Origin of the sequence: Kribbella albertanoniae (assembly GCF_004348455.1) — a bacterium.
GTDB lineage: Bacteria > Actinomycetota > Actinomycetes > Propionibacteriales > Kribbellaceae > Kribbella > Kribbella albertanoniae.
On sequence record NZ_SMKA01000083.1, the window covers coordinates 12,597 to 29,573 of the forward strand.

Annotated in this window: 13 protein-coding genes; 8 read left to right on the forward strand and 5 right to left on the reverse strand. The window is 68.4% G+C overall.

The window, feature by feature from the left end:
- Positions 1–2 precede the first annotated feature (2 nt).
- On the reverse strand, positions 3–521 hold the full coding sequence (locus E1261_RS19305; RefSeq protein WP_132408312.1) for a TetR/AcrR family transcriptional regulator: 519 nt from the start codon (positions 519–521) through the stop codon (positions 3–5).
- A 90-nt stretch (positions 522–611) separates the two neighbouring features.
- Entirely contained in the window at positions 612–2,045 is a 1,434-nt protein-coding gene (locus E1261_RS19310; RefSeq protein ID WP_132408314.1) for a S8 family peptidase, read from the reverse strand.
- A gap of 168 nt (positions 2,046–2,213) precedes the next feature.
- Here E1261_RS19310 and E1261_RS19315 point away from each other — a divergent pair, with 168 nt between their 5' ends.
- The 5 genes from E1261_RS19315 to guaA are packed head-to-tail and all read left to right on the forward strand — an operon-like array spanning position 2,214 to position 7,909.
- Entirely contained in the window at positions 2,214–3,515 is a 1,302-nt protein-coding gene (locus E1261_RS19315; protein ID WP_238176305.1) for an adenosylmethionine--8-amino-7-oxononanoate transaminase, read from the forward strand.
- On the forward strand, positions 3,515–4,636 hold the full coding sequence (locus E1261_RS19320; protein WP_132408318.1) for an 8-amino-7-oxononanoate synthase: 1,122 nt from the start codon (positions 3,515–3,517) through the stop codon (positions 4,634–4,636). The genes E1261_RS19315 and E1261_RS19320 overlap by 1 nt, the downstream gene beginning before the upstream one ends.
- Positions 4,633–5,295, forward strand: a complete 663-nt coding sequence (gene bioD, locus E1261_RS19325; protein ID WP_132408320.1) for a dethiobiotin synthase — start codon at positions 4,633–4,635, stop codon at positions 5,293–5,295. Before E1261_RS19320 ends, bioD begins: the two co-directional genes overlap by 4 nt.
- A complete protein-coding gene (locus E1261_RS19330) occupies positions 5,292–6,356 on the forward strand; it encodes a cytochrome P450 (RefSeq protein ID WP_202874837.1) in 1,065 nt (354 codons plus the stop codon). Before bioD ends, E1261_RS19330 begins: the two co-directional genes overlap by 4 nt.
- 2 nt (positions 6,357–6,358) lie before the next feature.
- Complete coding sequence (gene guaA, locus E1261_RS19335) at positions 6,359–7,909, forward strand: glutamine-hydrolyzing GMP synthase (protein ID WP_132408324.1); 1,551 nt, start codon at positions 6,359–6,361, stop codon at positions 7,907–7,909.
- A 301-nt stretch (positions 7,910–8,210) separates the two neighbouring features.
- Here guaA and E1261_RS19340 read toward each other — a convergent pair whose 3' ends face one another.
- Together E1261_RS19340 and E1261_RS19345 are read right to left on the reverse strand one after the other, a co-directional pair.
- The gene (locus E1261_RS19340; protein ID WP_132408326.1) at positions 8,211–10,862 is read right to left on the reverse strand and encodes a tetratricopeptide repeat protein; all 2,652 of its coding nucleotides are present in this window, start codon (positions 10,860–10,862) and stop codon (positions 8,211–8,213) included.
- A complete protein-coding gene (locus tag E1261_RS19345; RefSeq protein ID WP_132408328.1) occupies positions 10,859–12,628 on the reverse strand; it encodes an HSP90 family protein in 1,770 nt (589 codons plus the stop codon). Before E1261_RS19345 ends, E1261_RS19340 begins: the two co-directional genes overlap by 4 nt.
- A gap of 92 nt (positions 12,629–12,720) precedes the next feature.
- Between E1261_RS19345 and E1261_RS19350 the strand changes: the two genes are divergently transcribed.
- Positions 12,721–13,683, forward strand: coding sequence for an endonuclease/exonuclease/phosphatase family protein (locus E1261_RS19350; protein ID WP_132408330.1), 963 nt, complete (start codon positions 12,721–12,723; stop codon positions 13,681–13,683).
- Here the strand turns inward: E1261_RS19350 and E1261_RS19355 are convergent.
- Positions 13,669–14,427 (reverse strand): TetR/AcrR family transcriptional regulator, encoded by a 759-nt coding sequence (locus tag E1261_RS19355; protein WP_132408332.1) that lies wholly within the window; start codon positions 14,425–14,427, stop codon positions 13,669–13,671. The two genes, E1261_RS19350 and E1261_RS19355, sit on opposite strands and share 15 nt — an antisense overlap.
- A gap of 72 nt (positions 14,428–14,499) precedes the next feature.
- Between E1261_RS19355 and E1261_RS19360 the strand changes: the two genes are divergently transcribed.
- Entirely contained in the window at positions 14,500–15,333 is an 834-nt protein-coding gene (locus tag E1261_RS19360; RefSeq protein WP_132408334.1) for an NmrA family NAD(P)-binding protein, read from the forward strand.
- Between the two features lie 37 nt (positions 15,334–15,370).
- Positions 15,371–16,483, forward strand: a complete 1,113-nt coding sequence (locus E1261_RS19365) for an Rv2578c family radical SAM protein (protein WP_132408336.1) — start codon at positions 15,371–15,373, stop codon at positions 16,481–16,483.
- The last annotated feature ends 494 nt before the right edge of the window (positions 16,484–16,977 follow it).

The following is a 16,977-nucleotide window of genomic DNA, read 5'->3' on the forward strand; positions in this document are numbered from 1 at the left end:
CCTCACTTCGTGTCGTCCAGCAAATGCATGGCCAGGTCTCTGATCCGGTCGCGCTCGTCGGCGGCCATCGGGAAGATGCCGGTCGCCTCGGCCAGCCAGGCACCGTCGGCCAGCAGGCGGACAGCGGTGCAGCGGGCGTCCGGGGGGACGTCCGGGCCGATCCACGGCTTCAATCGCTCCTGCCACCGCAGTGTCAGCTGATCGCGCAGCCGGGGGTCGGCCAGCATCACCAGGTCGGCGGTGTCGAAGGTGCCGGACAGCGTCCAGTCGAGATAGGCGATCACCCGGTCGCGTGCCGATGCCTCGGCCGGCGGTTGCTGCAGACGCTCGGCCAGCTCGCGCTCCCAGCGGTCGACGGCGTGGTCGACCAGGGCGAGCATCAGCGCGCTCTTGGTGCGGAAGTGGTGCATCAGGCCGGGTTTCGTCAGGCCCGCCTGCACGGCCGCGGACTCCAGGGACACGGTCTTCCCGGCCCGGAGCAGCGCCAGGGCGCCGTCGAGGATGGTGGTTCGGGAGTTCATGACCCGGACTTTACCATCCGGAAGGTTGGTTGACCAACCTTCCGGATGGTTGGTGCAATGTTCTTCACATCTCAGGCGCCGAGTGCAGTCCTAGCGCACCGCGTCCGAGGCGGCGACGACGTCAACGAGGCCGTGGCCCTTGTCGTACGACGTAGTCCCGCCACCGCGGGCGTCGGGCTCGTACGCCGCGCCGTTCGTGTACTTGTGAGCGGTCGAGATCAGCGCGGACTCGATCTGGGCCGGCGTGGCCGACGGGTTCGCCTGGAACAGTTGGGCGACGATCCCGGCGATGTGGGGCGCAGCCATCGACGTACCGCTGATGGTGTTGTAGTTGCCGCCGTCCAGCGGTTTGAGGCCGGTGCTGCAGATCGGCAGGTAGGCACGGCAGGACGAGGCGATGTCCTCGCCCGGCGCGGACAGGTCCGGGTAGGTGGACTGCGTGCCGTTCAGACCGCGTGACGAGAAGCTGGAGACCTGTCCGGCCCGCGTGCCGGTGTCGAGGTCGTAGTACGAGGCGACCGACAGGATGCCGCCGGTCGGGTCCTGTCCGGGCGGGTTGGTCAGCGACGTGGTGCCGTCGCCACCGTCGTTGCCGGCCGCCCACACCGTGACGACACCCTCAGTAGCCAGCGCACGCTGGAGTTTGACGGTTGCCGAGTTCGGATCGAACGCACCGCCGCCGGACGGGCCGTACGAGTTGTTGGTGACCTTGATCGGCGGGCACTTGCTCGCCGGAACCCCAGCACCACAAGGGGCGGCGTGGTTCTCCAGCACCCAGTTGAGTGCCGCGTCCGCACCGACGATCAGCAGCGCCGCACCGACCGAGACACTCACCAGTGAGGCGCCAGGGGCGGCGCCCTGGAGTTTGGTGCCGTCGGCCAGCGTGACCTTGCGTCCGGCCACGATGCCGTTCACATGGGTGCCGTGACCGCCCAGCGACAGTAGGTCGGTGTCGAGCGAGCCGGCGTCCGCCGGTAGGCAGAGCGTCTCCAGCAACGGGTCGCAGACGATCTTGAGGTTCTTCACCACCGCGGAACTGCCGTCGGCCTTCTTGAAGAACGGGTGCGTCGGGTCCACGCCGCTGTCGATCACTGCGACGCTCACGCCACTGCCGTCCAGCGCCAGGCCGTTGGCTCCGGTCCGGGTCGCCGCGGCCTCCGCACCGCGGGTGGCAAGGTGTGAGGTCGAGGTGCTGACCTTGATCGGCTGGTTGCCCTCGAGATAGGTGACGCCGGGCTCGGTGCGAGCGGCCAGGATCTGCGAGCGGGTGCCCTCGGCAACCACCACTCCGATCCGGTCGTATGACGACAGCCGGCGCAGGTCGGCCGCCTTGACGGCTGCGTTGGCAGCGGCCAGGTCGGAGCCGTGCACCAGCACCGTGGTCCGCTGCAGCTTGGTGAGCTGCTGGCTCAGAAATCCCTGGAGTGGTGCGGAATTCTGGGCCTGGGCGTTGATCGGGACACTGACGGTGAGCGCCAGCAGACTGACTGCGGCTGCGGCGATCAGGGGACGGGATCTGCGCATGGTTGCTCCTCACAAAGGCCTGACAACGTGGGCGGGTTACGGCCAGTAGCGGTTGCTGCGCTCAATGTAAGGCTGTGTCGCGGTACGCGGAAGTGATTAGCGCAACGTCAGAACTATCAGATGGGCGTGATCTGCAATGCTTCGGAGATCACGGATCCGGGAGGCACGGTGAGACGGTCGGTTGACGAGTGGCTGGAGCGGGACGCTCAGCTGCTCTGGCATCCGTACTCGTCGCTGAGTGAGCCGTCCCCGGTGCGGCTGGTGCGGGGCGCGTCTGGTGTGCGCCTGCAGTTGACCGATGGCGTCGAGGTGATCGACGCGATGTCCTCGTGGTGGAGCGTGATTCACGGCTACCGAAACCCGGTCCTGGATGCCGCGCTGAAGAGTCAGGTGGACGACTTCAGCCATGTGATGTTCGGTGGGCTGACGCATGAGCCTGCGATCCGGCTGGCGGAACGGCTGGTCGAGATCACGCCGGCACCACTGGAGCACGTGTTCTTCTGCGACTCCGGCTCGGTGTCGGTCGAGGTCGCGATCAAGCTGGCGCTGCAGTACCAGGTCGCCCGTGGGTACGTCGGACGGTCGCGGATGCTGACTGTGCGTGGCGGGTACCACGGTGACACGTTTGCGCCGATGAGTGTCTGTGACCCGGTGAACGGGATGCACTCGTTGTTCACCGGAGCCCTGCAGGAGCAGGTGTTCGGGCCACAGCCACCGGCCGGATTCGACCGCCCTGCTGACGATCCGGAGCTGCAAGCCTGGGCGGCTGCCATGGCTGCCGTTGCTTCCGAGCGTGCTGATGAGGTCGCCGCGATCGTGGTGGAGCCGATCCTGCAGGGCGCTGGTGGCATGTACCCCTACAGTCCGGCCTGTCTGCGCGTACTGCGCTCATTGGCTGACCAGCATGGCTTCCTGTTGATTCTCGACGAGATCGCCACCGGCTTCGGCCGTACCGGTGTGATGTTCGCGTCCGAGCACGCAGGGGTCGACCCCGACATCCTTTGTATCGGCAAAGCCCTGACTGGCGGCTACCTGTCGCTGGCGGCGATGCTGTGTACGGCGGAGGTCGCGCAGACCGTGTCCAACGGTCCTGGCGGTGCACTGATGCATGGGCCGACGTTCATGGCCAATCCGCTGGCTTGCTCGGTCGCACTCGCATCGATCGAGCTGCTGCTGGCCCAGGACTGGGCTGCGCGAGTAGCTGCGATTTCTGCTGGTCTGACTGCCGGACTGGCCCCGGCTGCCGAGCTGCCGAGTGTGAAGGACGTTCGGGTGCTCGGTGCGGTTGGCGTGGTCCAGCTGGCCGGTCCGGTCGACATGGTGCGGATGACGGACGCCGTACTGCGGCGTGGTGTCTGGGTGCGCCCGTTCCGCGACCTCGTGTACACGATGCCGCCGTACGTGTGCACTGACGAGGAGATCGCCACTATCGGGTCTGCTATCACCGATGCGGTCCGAGAGGTCGGCTGATGCTGGAGGAGTGGCTAGCCCCGAAGGCTGCGGCGCTGGAGGTCCGTGGGTTGACCCGACGGCTCCGGGCGCGCGCTGCTGATGACGACCTGATCGACCTGGCCGGCAACGACTATCTGAGCCTGGCGCGAGACTCTCGGGTGATCGAGGCTGCCGCCGAAGCAGTCTGCCGTTGGGGGACCGGCGCTACCGCCTCACGGCTGGTGACCGGTACGACGACGCTGCATGAGGAGCTGGAGTCGGCTCTGGCCGCGTACGTCGGTCAGGCGGCCGGACTGGTGTTCTCATCGGGCTATCTGGCCAATCTGGGCGTTGTGACCGCGCTAGGTGGTCCGGGGACGCTGCTGGTGTCCGATGAGCACGTGCACGCCTCACTGATCGATGCGGGCCGGTTGGCTCGATCGCGGGTGGAGATCGTTCCGCACAACGACGTTGAGGCCGTCACCAAGGTGCTTGCCGAGCGCAACGAACCGCATGCGGTGGTGGTGACCGAGTCCGTCTTCAGTGTGCTCAGCGATGAGGCGCCACTGGAGTCGCTGGCTGAGGTTGCGGCAGCGCACAACGCCGTACTGCTGGTGGATGAGGCGCACGGTCTCGGTGTGACCGGTGGCGGACGTGGTTCGGTGCATGCGGCCGGGCTGGCTGGGCTTGACCATGTGATCGTCACCATGACGTTGTCCAAGGCGCTGGCTTCGCAGGGCGGCGTCGTACTCGGCCCGGCTGTGTTGCGTGAGCATCTGATCAACCGGTCGCGGCCGTTCATCTACGACACGGCTCTCACCCCGGCTGCCTGTGCTGCTGCGCTGGCCGCTCTGCAGGTGCTCGAGGCTGAGCCCGAACGCCCTGTGGCGATTCACTCGGCCGCTAGTCGGCTGGCTGCGGCCTGTGGGGTCCCGGCCGCTGCCGGGCCGGTCGTGTCGGTCCCGATGACCGGTCCGCGAGAGACTGTCCGGGCAGCGGAGCTTTGCCGGGACAATGGCGTACTGGTCGGCAGTTTCCGGCCGCCGTCAGTTCCGGACGGCATCAGCCGGCTGCGGCTGACCGCCCACGCCGGTCTGTCCGACGACGAGCTGGCCAGGGCCTGCGCCGTTATCAGTCAAGCCATCAGCGAGGTTTCATGATCACCATCGTCACCGGTACCGACACCGGCGTCGGCAAGACCGTCGCCACCGCCGCACTCGCCGTACGGGCTGCCGTGCACGGCAAGGTCGCAGTCGTGAAGCCCGCCCAGACAGGTGTCGGCCCGGACGACCCCGCCGACCTGGACGACGTCAACCGGCTGACCGGGATCACCACGCTCTACGAGGGCGTCCGGCTCCGGGACCCGCTCGCGCCGACCACCGCTGCGCGCCGGGAGGGCGTCCCGCTGCCGACGGCGGAGGTTCACGCCAAGTCGGTCGACGGACTCGCTGCCACCCACGAGAACGTCATTGTGGAGGGTGCCGGCGGTCTGCTCGTCGGTCTGGACGCCGAGGGCGGGACGCTGATCGACCTGGCGAAAGCCCTGACCAAGCCGTACACCTTCGTGGTCGTCACCCGGTCCGGGCTGGGCACGCTCAACCACACCGGTCTGACCGTCGAGGCGCTGCGAGCGCGTGGTCTGCCGGTCGAGGGGCTGATCATCGGCTCCTGGCCGGAGAAGCCTGGGCTGGCTGAGCAGTGCAACCTTGAGGACCTCCCGGCCACCACCGGGCTAAAGGTGCTCGCCCGCATCCCCGCCGGCGCCGGTGACTACGACCAGGAGACGTTCACGAAGGCTGTGCCCGGCTGGTTCGCGTGACCGGCTGCCCAGCCCGGTACGACGCCGATCTCGGGTACTGGGTAGTCGACGACCCGGCGCAGGTCCGCGCCGTCATGCTGGACCCGGCCACGTTCCGGCCGGACAACGCCGTACTGGCTCACACACCGCTGTCGGTGAAGGCGCTGCGGGTGCTGTCGGCCGTGGGGTTCGCCTTGCCGCCGACGCTGGCTAACAACGCCGGCGAATCACACCGCGCGATCCGTGCTGCTGTTGCGCGCTTCTTCAGCCCAGCCCGCGTGGCCGCCGTCGAACCGCTCACCCGTTCGTTGCTGACTTCCCGGGTGACGGTCGCTTCTGAACGCCTCGCCGCGGGTGAGCTAGTTGACCTGGTGGAGGCGATCGCCGCCGAGCCACCAGCACTCGTCGTACTGCACCTGCTCGGACTGAGTGACGTGCCGCTTGCTGAGCTGAAGGCCTGGAGCCTCGACTCGCTTGAGCTGTTCTGGGGTTGCCCGGATGAGGACCGGCAGCTGGAGCTGGCGCACAGTGCGGCCGAATTCTACGGCTGGCTGCGGTCTCGGACGACGGCAGCTCGTCGGGCTGGCGGTGAGGACCTCTTCAGTGTCTTGGTCGGTCTGGGCCTCAGCGACGAAGAGGTGTGTGCGGTCGGCTACTTCCTGCTGATTGCCGGCCAGGAGACGACCACCCAGCTGATCTCCACCGCTTTCCACCTGGCCGCGACTGGTGGAGCAGCGTCGGTGGAGGAGGTGCTGGCGGAGGCGTCGTCGGTGCCGACCTGGCGCCGGGTGACCGCCGCAGCAGTTGCTGTCGGCGACGTGGAGTTGCCGGCTGGGGCGCCCGTGCTGCTGGGGCTCAGCGGGCACGGCGGTCCGGCCGACCTGGCTTTCGGAGTGGGCGTCCACCGGTGCCTGGGTGCCGGTCTGGCCCGGCTGGAGACCCGGGTGGCCCTGGAATGCGCGTCGGACCTGCTGAGCGCCGTACGGCTCGTCGAGGAGCCGCCGATGATCGATCTGCTCTCCTTCCGGGCCCCGAAGCGGCTGCTGGTTACAGCCTTGCTGACCTGCACCGATACGCTTTGACGGTGGCGGAGCATGAGTTGGTCCTGGTTGTTGATTTCGGAGCGCAGTACGCGCAGCTGATCGCACGGCGGGTGCGTGAGGCGAAGGTGTACTCCGAGATCGTGCCGCACTCGATGCCGGTCGAGGAGATGCTGGCGCGGCAGCCGAAGGCGATCATCCTGTCCGGCGGACCCCAGTCGGTGTACGCCGAGGGGGCGCCGCGGGTCGACTCCGCACTGTTCGACTCCGGCGTCGCGGCGTTCGGGATCTGCTACGGCTTCCAGGCCATGGCTCAGACGCTCGGTGGCGAGGTCCGCCGTACCAGACTACGTGAGTTCGGCCGGACGCCGGTGACCGTGAGCGAGTCCGGGACGCTGCTGGCCGGCATCCCGGAGGACCTGAACGTATGGATGTCCCACGGTGACGCGGTGCACGCGCCTCCCGCCGGCTTCGCCGTACTGGCTGCGTCGGAGGGCGCACCGGTGGCAGCGTTCGAGGACCTGGACCGCCGGCTGGCCGGTGTGCAGTGGCACCCGGAGGTGCTGCACTCGCAGGCCGGACAGGCCGTGCTGGAGCACTTCCTCTACGACATCGCCGGCTGTGTCGGCGACTGGACCACCACGAACGTCGTCGACGAGCAGGTCGAGCTCATCCGCCAGCAGGTGGGTGACAAGCAGGTGCTATGCGCGCTGTCCGGCGGTGTGGACTCCGCAGTGGCCGCCGCCCTCGTCAGCCGGGCCATCGGCGACCAGCTCACCTGTGTGTACGTCGACCACGGTCTGCAGCGTGCCGGTGAGTCCGACCAGATCGAGAAGGACTTCGTCGCGGTCACCGGGACCCGGCTGGAGGTTGTGGACGCGGAGGACCAGTTCCTTGGCGCGCTGGCCGGTGTCACCGACCCGGAGCAGAAGCGCAAGATCGTCGGTCGCGAATTCATCCGCACCTTCGAGGCGACCGCGCGCAAGCTGGACGCGGAGCGCCACATCGAGTTCCTGGTTCAGGGCACGCTCTACCCGGACGTTGTCGAGTCCGGTGGCGGTGCGGGCACCTCGAACATCAAGTCGCACCACAACGTCGGGGGACTGCCCGACGATCTGCAGTTCAGCCTGATCGAGCCGCTGCGCACCCTGTTCAAGGACGAGGTCCGCGAGCTCGGCATCGCCCTCGGACTGCCCGAGACGCTGGTCTACCGGCACCCGTTCCCCGGACCGGGTCTGAGTATCCGCATCATCGGTGAGGTCACCCGCGAGCGCCTCGACATCCTCCGCGCCGCCGACCTGATCGCCCGCACCGAGCTGACCGCCGCCGGTCTGGACCGGGAGATCTGGCAGTTCCCGGTCGTGCTGCTCGCGGACGTCCGCTCGGTCGGCGTCCAGGGTGACGGCCGCACCTACGGTCACCCGGTCGTCCTGCGTCCGGTCACCAGCGAGGACGCCATGACCGCCGACTGGGCCCGCCTCCCGTACGACGTGCTCGAGCGCATCTCCACCCGCATCACCAACGAGGTCGACGAGATCAACCGCGTCACCGTCGACATCACCAGCAAGCCCCCAGGCACCATCGAGTGGGAGTGACCCCAAGCCCAGCCAGGTCACAGCGAGCCAGTACGACGTTGAGCGCCGATCAGCCACGTGCCTGCCCAGGAAATGGTCGACAGGTGCTCAAGGTGAGCTAGCCGCGCGACCTTGAGCACGGTTCGGTCATGTGCGCGGTCTGAAGGTGGTTGATCGGTGCTCAAGGTGTGCTGATGGTGCCACCTTGAGCACGGTTCGACTGTTTCGGCGGGTGTGACGTGGTTGGTGGGCGCTCAAGGTGGCCCAGGCCCGGCCGGCCCTCGCCGCGGAGAAGCGGCGGGGCTGGCTCAGGCGCGGATGATCAAGACTCGCTGTTGAGGCGGGTCTCGAGTGCGGCGGCGGCATCTGCTTGGCCGACGCCGCGGAGGCGGTCGACCAGGAGGTAGCCGGTGCGGTACCAGAGGTCGGTGTTGGCGGGGAGTTCGTTGAAGAGGTCTTGCAGTGCCTTCTCGTCCTCGGTGCCGTGTTCGGCCAGCAGGAGCTGGGCGTTCAGGTACTGGTCTTCGTAGCCGCCGCGTTCGTAGAGGTCGGCGGCCTCGTCGGCGTGGGTGACCGCGGTGGCCTGGTCGCCCTGCTGAAGGTGGATGAGGGACAGGTCCCAGTGGACACCGGCGGACTGGAAGATGACGTCCTGGTCGGCGGACGGCAGCGCGTCCAGGATCGGCTGGGCTGAGGTGACCAGCTCGAGCGCCCGGGCGTGGTCGCCGGTGTAGCGGGCGGACTGGGCGGCCAGCCGGATTGCCTGGGCCTGCTGCAGCGGGGACTCCGCGGTGCCGAAGTGCTGGGCCGCAGTGAGGAAGACGTCGATCGCCTCGTCGTCGCGGTCGAGCTGTTCGAGCAGGATGCCCTCGTCCTGACGCAGGGTGGCCAGCCACGCCGGGTGCGCTTCGGGGGAGACGTCGGCGAGCAGCTCACGGACCTTGGTCAGGGCAGACTCGTTCTCGCCGAGCATCCGGTAGGAGTCGATCAGTACGCCGCGGGCGTCGGCCAGGGCGTCGTCTGTCAGCACGGACAGCGACTCCTCGGCGGACTCGGCGGCCTCCAACGGGCGGCCGGTCAGCAGGTAGGCGCGGGCCAGCATCAGCTTCGAGTACGCGACGTGCGTCTCCAGACCGGGTGTGCCGGTGGCGAGTGCGACCGCCTCGATCAGATCCTCGGCCGCTTCGGCCGGGCGCTCCAGCTCCAGCCGGACGCGTCCACGGAGGTGGTGCGCGAACGAGCGCTGGGCGTCGTGCGGTGAATCGAAGCCGGGGGCGATCGCTGCCTCGCCCTCGTCGAAACGCCCCTCCTGCAGCAGCAGGTTGGCCAGCAGGATCGCACTGCTGCCGGCGTGCTCGGGCCGCGTGTGCCCCGGCCCGGACTCGGTCAGCACCTGGATGGCTTCGCTGAACCGCCCGGCCTGGGCGTACATGATGGCCAGCGAGTCCCGCTGCGCCGGCCGCCGCTCGAGCTCGTCGTTAGCGATCAGCCAGCGGATCGGCTCCTCACCGGCGGCCAGGCCCTCCTCGATCTGACCCTGCTCGCACAGCATCCGGCCGATCCGCCCGCGGGTCCGGAGAACCCGGACCTCCTCGCCGAGCTCGTCGTACAGGGCCAGTGCCTCTCGCCACGCGTCCAGTGCGACCTGAGGGTTCTCGCTGGAGGTCAGACCGCGACCGTCCAGCAGCCTGGCCCGGTCGAACGGAGTCCACTCGCTCTCCGGGACCTCACGCTCGAAGGCCTGCCATGCGGCAATCGCATCCTCGTTGGCGAAGTTCTGCCAGTCCTCTTCGGCCCGGTCGAGCCAGCCACTACCGGACACTGCCGGACGCTCTGGCTGCTGCGCGGGGACCGTCTGCTCGGTCTGGGCCTGCTTACGGAGCTGAGCGCGCCGGGCGGTCTCCGACAGCGGCAGGTACTCGACCCACGGCTCTGCCGTCAGTAGGCGCTGGATGTGCTCACTGCGATGCGTGGTGCCGTTGCGGGCATCGAACTGCGCCGCCAGCTCCAGTGCGCGCGCTGCGTAGCGCTCGGCGAGCGCACCGGCCGGCTCTGCGTCCGCCTGCGGCTGGCGGATCAGCAGGTCACTGTCCACCCGGCTCAGCGCCAGCGAGGCCGCTGCCGAGAACGCCATCTCCGCGTAGGGCGAGGGCGGGTCGGCCAGCTCGGCGGCATGCCGCTCGATCAGCTCGACCGCCTTGAGCTCGTTGCCGGTGCGGGCCAGGAACTCGACGTGATCCGCGTGCTCGCTCAGCTCGCCGACCCGGTTCCGCAGCAGGCGGTAGGCCTTGCGGTGTGCGTCGACAGCCTCGTCGTACATGCCCTCGGCAACATAAGCCGGGAGGAGCGCTGTGAGCATCTGCTGCGGCTGCTCCGCGCAGGTGAGCTGCCCATCCAGCACGTTCACCGCCAGCGCGACCGCATCCGCTGTCCGGCCGACCGAGGTGAGGTGGTGCACCTTCGAGGTCGGGTCGCAGCCGACACAGTCGGACAGGTCATCACGCGGTGCGGTGGACCAGAGCCGGAACTGCTCGGCCGCAGTCTCCTCGTCCCCTATGTGGTGCGCGACCAGCCAGCGGTGCTGGTGGACGGCGTGCATGCTGTGCCCGCTGAGCCGCCAGCGCTGCTCCATGTCGTCCAGCACGGCGTACGCGCGGTCCAGCGGCACCTCGGGGAACTTACTGAGCGTGCTGGGCGCGTACTTGTAGCACCAGTGGAACAGGTGCGAGTACTCGCGATACTTGTCCGGCTCGGCGTCCCAGTCCGCCACGCAGCGGGCGAACGGCACCAGCGACTTCCGCGGCTCGCCACCCATCACGTACGCGGTGACCAGAGCAAGGCGGCTGTAGAACGCCAGGTCCGCTTCACTGGCCGCGTCCGCTCGCCGTACGACGTCCTCGAGCAGGGCCGACCGCACCTTCCCGTACGGCGCGCCCTCGGCACGCTGGAGCAGGTCGATGAGTTCCGGGTTCATGGCGTCTGGTCCTCCGGCGTGGGGACGGCCTGGTCGAGCAGGCCGAGGAAAGAGCGGTTCACAAGAGCAGAGTCGGCAGGGGTGATCGGGTGGTAGCCGAGCATCAACGCGTGCCCGTACAACCCTTCCACCGCCAGCTGGGTCAGCTCAGGATCATTGAGTGACGCCATCCGCCGTACCAGCGGGCTGCGGTAGTTCAGCACGAGCTGTGGCCGGCTGTCGTCCTGGGTGTCGAGTGCACCGAGCACCTCGGACCAGAGCGCGTCGGCCCGGTCCTTGGTGGCGCGCAGCTCACTCGCGAACTGGGCAGAGCGGTCAACCAGGTAGAGCGCCGGCAGTCCGGCCGGCTCGAACGCCCGTACGACGATCTCGCAGCCCACCGCGTCCAGTGCGTCCTGCGCCAGCTGGACGAACGGCCGCAGCCGCAGCTCGGTGTCCGGGTCCAGACTGTCGAAGCTCGTGCTCAGCTCGGTCGGGTCGAACCGGCTGGTGCTCAGCTCGGGCACCACCTCCGGCAGCCGGGCCAGCAGCTCACTGTCGTAGGTGTAGCCGCCGTTCACCACCGTGATCTGCTGCGCGGCTGCGACAGCTGCGAGCTGGCGGAACTCCTCGACCGTAGTGACGTACCGGATCTGGTTGGTGCGCTGCTGCAGCTCTGCCGTGGTCATCCGGCCGTGGTTCGTCTCGAAACGCAGCCAGCGGTGGACCAGCTGGAGCATCTCGTCGTCGTGCAGGGCCAGCGCCTTCACACCCAGCTGGTGGATGCTGAGGAACCGGTCCAGCTTGGCGGGGTCGGTATTGCCCAGCCGAACCAGCCAGCCGCGCAGCTGGTCACCCAGTGCGTCCCGCGTGGCCTCCAGCGTGCCGTCGTCGAACAGCGCCTCCCGGCTCGCGGTCGGCCGCAGCTCGGAGGTGTCGATGACCGCCCGGACGAAGAAGGCCCAGTCCGGCAGGAGGCCCTCGACGTTCTCCGCGAGGAGCATCCGCTTCAGGTACACGCGGTGGGTGGCGCGCTCGGCCGGATTCGCGGCGAACGGCAGCACGAAGGCCACACCGGTCAGTCCGGCGCCCGGATTGTTCAGGTGGATCACGTCGAACGGGGTGAACCCGAGCTTGTCCTGCGCGTAGCCCACCAGCTCGGCCCGCTGCAGTGCGCCGGTGTTCTCCCAGGGGGCCTTGCCGTCGGTCACCTGCTCGCCGTTGACGCGGATCTCGATCGGCAGCAGTGCACCGAACAGGCGGATCAGCTCCACGACAGTGGCGTGTTTGTACCACTGCTCCGCACCACGCCGGGCCTTCAGCGTCACCGTCGTACCGGTCTCGCTGCGGTCCGCTGTGGCGGCGAGCTCGTAGCGGCCGTCCGCCGTACCGAGCCAGCGGGTGGCCGGGCCACCGGCGGGCTGGGTGACGACCTCGATCTCGTCGGCGACCATGAAGGCCGACAGCAGGCCGATGCCGAACTGGCCGAGGAACTCCGAGCGGGCGAACCCGATCTCGTCCCGCTTCGAGCTACGGCCGATAGTGGCCAGCAGCTCGCGCACCTGGTCCGGCAGCAGGCCGATCCCGGTGTCGGCGATGCTGAGGGCGCCGTCCGTCGTCTGTACGTCGATGCGCCGCGGCGCCCCCGCCTCGACCGCCTGCCGCGCGGTGATCGCGTCCACGGCGTTCTGCAGCAGCTCCCGCAGGTACACCCGCGGACTGCTGTACAGATGGTTGCTCAGCAGGTCGACGATGCCTTGGAGGTCGACCTGGAAGTTCTCACTCACCCCAAACCCCCTTGTTCGCCGCCAACCTACCCAATCGGCAGTTCGCGCCGTACTTTGAGAGGAGTCCGGGGGATGGCGCAGGGGAGGACGCTATGGCACTGACGGTGGGGACCTTCAATCTCAACAACCTGTTCGACCGCTGGAACTTCGCCGGCGCGGTCGACGCACTCGCACAGGGCACCAGCACGGTGCCGGCCACCTACACGTTCGACGACGAGCATCGTCGCCGGCTGCAGCTGGACGGCCGGGGGAAGCTGCTGGTGTCCAAGAAGCCGGAGGACACCGACCGGGTGGCCGAGCGGCTGCTGACGGCCGATGTGGACGTCTGGGTGGTGCAGGAGGTCGAGAACGTCGACGTCCTGCGGGAGTTCAACCGCGAGCATCTGAGCGGCGCGTACCAGCATGTGATGGTGATCGACGGGAACGATGCGACCCGGTTCATCGACATCGGGATCCTGTCGCGGCGGCCGATCGGCGGGGTGACCAGCTACCAGCGGGCGTTCCACCCGGACGTGCCGAACCGGCCGATCTTCTCGCGTGACCTGGTCGAGGTGGAGATTCTGGACGCCCGTGGGCGCAAGGCGCTGACGGTGTTCGGGACGCACCTGAAGTCGAAGTTCGTCGACTTCACCGTGGCCAACCCGGTGGAGGCCGCGGCGGAGGCCGAGCTGCTCCGCACCCGGCAGGCCGACACCATCGTGCGGATCATCGCCGCGCGGATGAGCAGCCGGCAGCGGTACCTGCTCTGTGGCGACATGAACGACACTCCGGAGTCACCCGCACTGGCGGCGTACGCGCAGTCCGGGCTGGTGAACGCACTGACCGCTCCGACCGAGATCGGTACCGTGAAGACCACGGTCGAGCTCCCGGCCAGTCCGGCGTGGACGTCGACGTTCAAGGGCGCACGGCAGCCACGCACGTTCGACCTGATCGATCAGATCTGGTTGTCACCGGCGCTGGTGCCACGGCTGCAGGGCGCGTTCATCGGTCGTCGCAAGAAGCTGGCACGGGACGGTACCGACCATGACCCGGCCTGGATCTCACTGGACATCTAGGCGTTGGGCGATGCCGTCGAGGAGGCGGTCGAGGCCATAGCGGTACGACTCGGCTGCCGTCTCGTCGGTGCCTGCGGTGAAACCACCTGCGTTCCAGATCGCTGTCATCGCGGGGTGGCGCTCGACGTCGAAGTACGTCTCCCACAGGTCGGAGCGCTCGATCCACCAGGAGTCATGGCTCTGACCGCTGGCCCGCTCGATCAGTCGACCCTCCGCAGCCAGGCTGGCCGCAGAGTCGACGTACGTCGAGATTGCCACCGCCGCGGTGTTCGTCTCGCGCGGTGCGAGGTCCAGGGTGCTCATGATGGACAGCAGGTACTCACTGGCCGCCATCAGGCCCGGTCCGGCGGGTGGTCGGACCGGGGAGACCTGTGACAGCCAGGGGTGCCGCTCGAACATCAGCTGGGTCTGGTCGGAGTACAGGTAGACCTGAGCGCGCCAGTCGTCCGGGCGGGGCTCGCCCGGGCCCGGTAGCTCACGCTCGCCGAGCACCTGGTCGATCATGAGCTCCAGGAGATCGTCCTTCGACGGTACGTAGGTGTAGAGCGTCATGGTGCCGACGCCGAGCTCCTTGGCCACACCGCCCATGGACGCCGCGGCCAGACCGTCACTGTCGGCGAGCCGGATTCCGGTGGCGACCACCTCGTTCACATCCAGCGAGGGGCGTCGCCCTGCGCCCTTGGCGGCCGGGGCGAGTGGGCGGTGGTTGCGCCACAGCAGCGCAAGCGTGCGATCGACCGTCACAGGCCAACCATAGGCGCTGGTTTGAATTCTCGTATACCCTACGAGAATTACTCCAAGACTGAGGGGAACGGCATGACGATCTTGGTGACCGGTGCGACGGCGAGCGTCGGACGGCTCCTGGTGGATGAGTTGGTGGCTGTGGGAGCGCCGGTGCGGGCGCTGACGAACAAACCTGCGCGGGCCGCGCTTCCGGAAGGTGTGGAGGTCGCTGTTGGGTACCTCGGGCGGCCGGAGTCGCTACCGGCCGCGCTCGCTGGTATCGACACGGTCTACCTGGCGCCGCTCCCGGCGTACGTGGACGATTTCGTGCGCTGCGCGCGCGAGGCCGGCGTGCGGCGAGTGGTCGTGCTGTCGGGTGAGCCAGCCGAGTACGAGGCGCAGGGGGATCCGGCGAGCTGGCACTACTACCGGGTCGAGCGGGCGATCGAGGAGGCTGGTTTCGAGTGGACCTTCCTGCGCCCCGGCCAGTTCATGAACAACACGCTCGACTGGGCGCCGTCGATCAAGTCGGAGGGCGTGGTGCGAGCGCCGTACCCCAATGCTGTCCAGACGCCGATCGACCTCGTAGACATCGCTGCCGTGGCTCGGGTTGCGCTGCTGGATGAGTCCTTCACTGGCCAGAAGCTGGTGATGAGCGGGCCCGAGGCGCTCACTCAGCCGCAAGAGGTTGAGCTCATCGCCGCCGCGATCGGCCGGCCGATCAAATTCGAGGAGCAGACGCCGCAGGAGTACCTCGACCAACTGACGCCGTTCACCGGCCTGGAAACGGCCCAGTGGCTGCTCGACGGCTTTCGGATGATGGCCGAGCACCCGATGACCCCGGAGTCCACGGTCGCCGATCTCACCGGCCGCCCGGGAACGACGTACGCGGAATGGGCGGTCCGGAACGCGGCGGTCTTCGGCTGACTTGCTTCGCGCTAGAACATGTGTTCGACTGTGCTGCATGAGGTGGGCGGGTCAGCAGTTGGACGTGGAGGCTCCCGGGGCGTTGCCGGGGCTGGGGTTGATTGCGGGCCTGGTCCGGTCGGTGACGACGCCGGAGTTTCGTGGGGTGACGTTCCATGAGGTGGTGGCGCGGTCGGCGCTGAACTCGGTGCCTGGTGGCGGGTTGCCGTTCAACTGGACGGTCAATCCGTACCGGGGCTGCACGCATGCGTGCCGATACTGCTTCGCCCGGCCGACGCACAAGTACCTCGAGCTCGACCAGGGGCTGGACTTCGATCGGCAGATCGTCGTGAAGACGAATGTCGCCGACGTCCTGCGCCGGGAGCTGGCCAAGCCGTCCTGGGGGCGGGAACAGGTTGCCTTGGGCACCAATACGGATCCGTACCAGCGGGCCGAGGGGCGGTATCGGCTGATGCCGGGGATCATCGGCGCGCTGGCCGGTTCCGGTACGCCGTTGTCCGTGCTCACGAAGGGGACGCTGCTCCGGCGCGACCTCGACCTGCTGGTCTCCGCAGCGACCGAGGTGCCGGTCGGGATCGGGGTGTCGCTCGCCCTGGGTGATGAGGAGTTGCGGCGGCGCCTGGAGCCCGGCGTACCGTCGGTGCGCGGCCGGCTCGACCTGATCCGTGCAGTGCGCGAAGCAGGGCTGCCTTGTGGGGTGATGGTTGCTCCGGTGCTGCCCTGGCTGACCGACTCGGCCGACCAGCTCGACGACCTCTTCGGAGAGCTCGCAGCAGCCGGCGCGACCGGAGTCACCACCCTCGTCCTGCACCTCCGCCCCGGCGTGAAGGACTGGTTCATGAGCTGGCTGGCCCACGATCACCCTGAGCTGGTCGGCCGCTACGAATCCCTCTACGCTCGCGGCTCGAACGCCGCCCCCAGCTACCGAACGGCCTTCGAGCAGAAGGTCCGCCCCCTCCTCGACAAACACGGCTTCGGCCGCCACTCCCGCCACCGCTCCACACCCAACCCGTTCGGCGCGACCCCGACCACCGAATCAGCCGGGCGCCAACCCGATCCGACGCCGGCACGCTTCCGCCCACCCAACCGGACCGCATCCACCCCCGCTCACCAACCGCCAAAGCCCCAAACCCAAGACCCCCTGTTCTAACCCATGCCCCCGCGACCCACCCGCCATCTCCTGGGCTTGCCCATCCGCTTGTGAGTTCTGCACTCGCATGTGAGCTCCCGGGCTATGGCGGGCGCCGGTGAGTGCGGAGACCTGCCAGCTGACCCGTCGCGGTGGTGAAAGACAGCAGCAGTCATCGAGCCCAGCAGCCGGATCGCCCCGCCCGAAGGCCCATTCGGCCGCCCCGGTTGAACCGTAGCCGCCCGGGCCGAGTCGTAGCCGCCCCGCGGCCGAGCGATGCGTGTACACCTACTGGGGACTGTGGACATGCCATCAGATGTCCGCACTCCCCAGTAGGTGACCGCAGTACGGCGAACGGGGCGCGCATCACCCTGGCTAGTTGGCCGGAGCGTTCCCGTCCGGCCCTCGCTGGGTGACCGGCCGCCGTACGCGCTCACGTGCGGGGGCGTGGTCTGCGTGCGCGCGTGGTTCTGGGTTGGTCGGTTAGGGGTGGGTGAGGATTTGGGGGCCGGTGG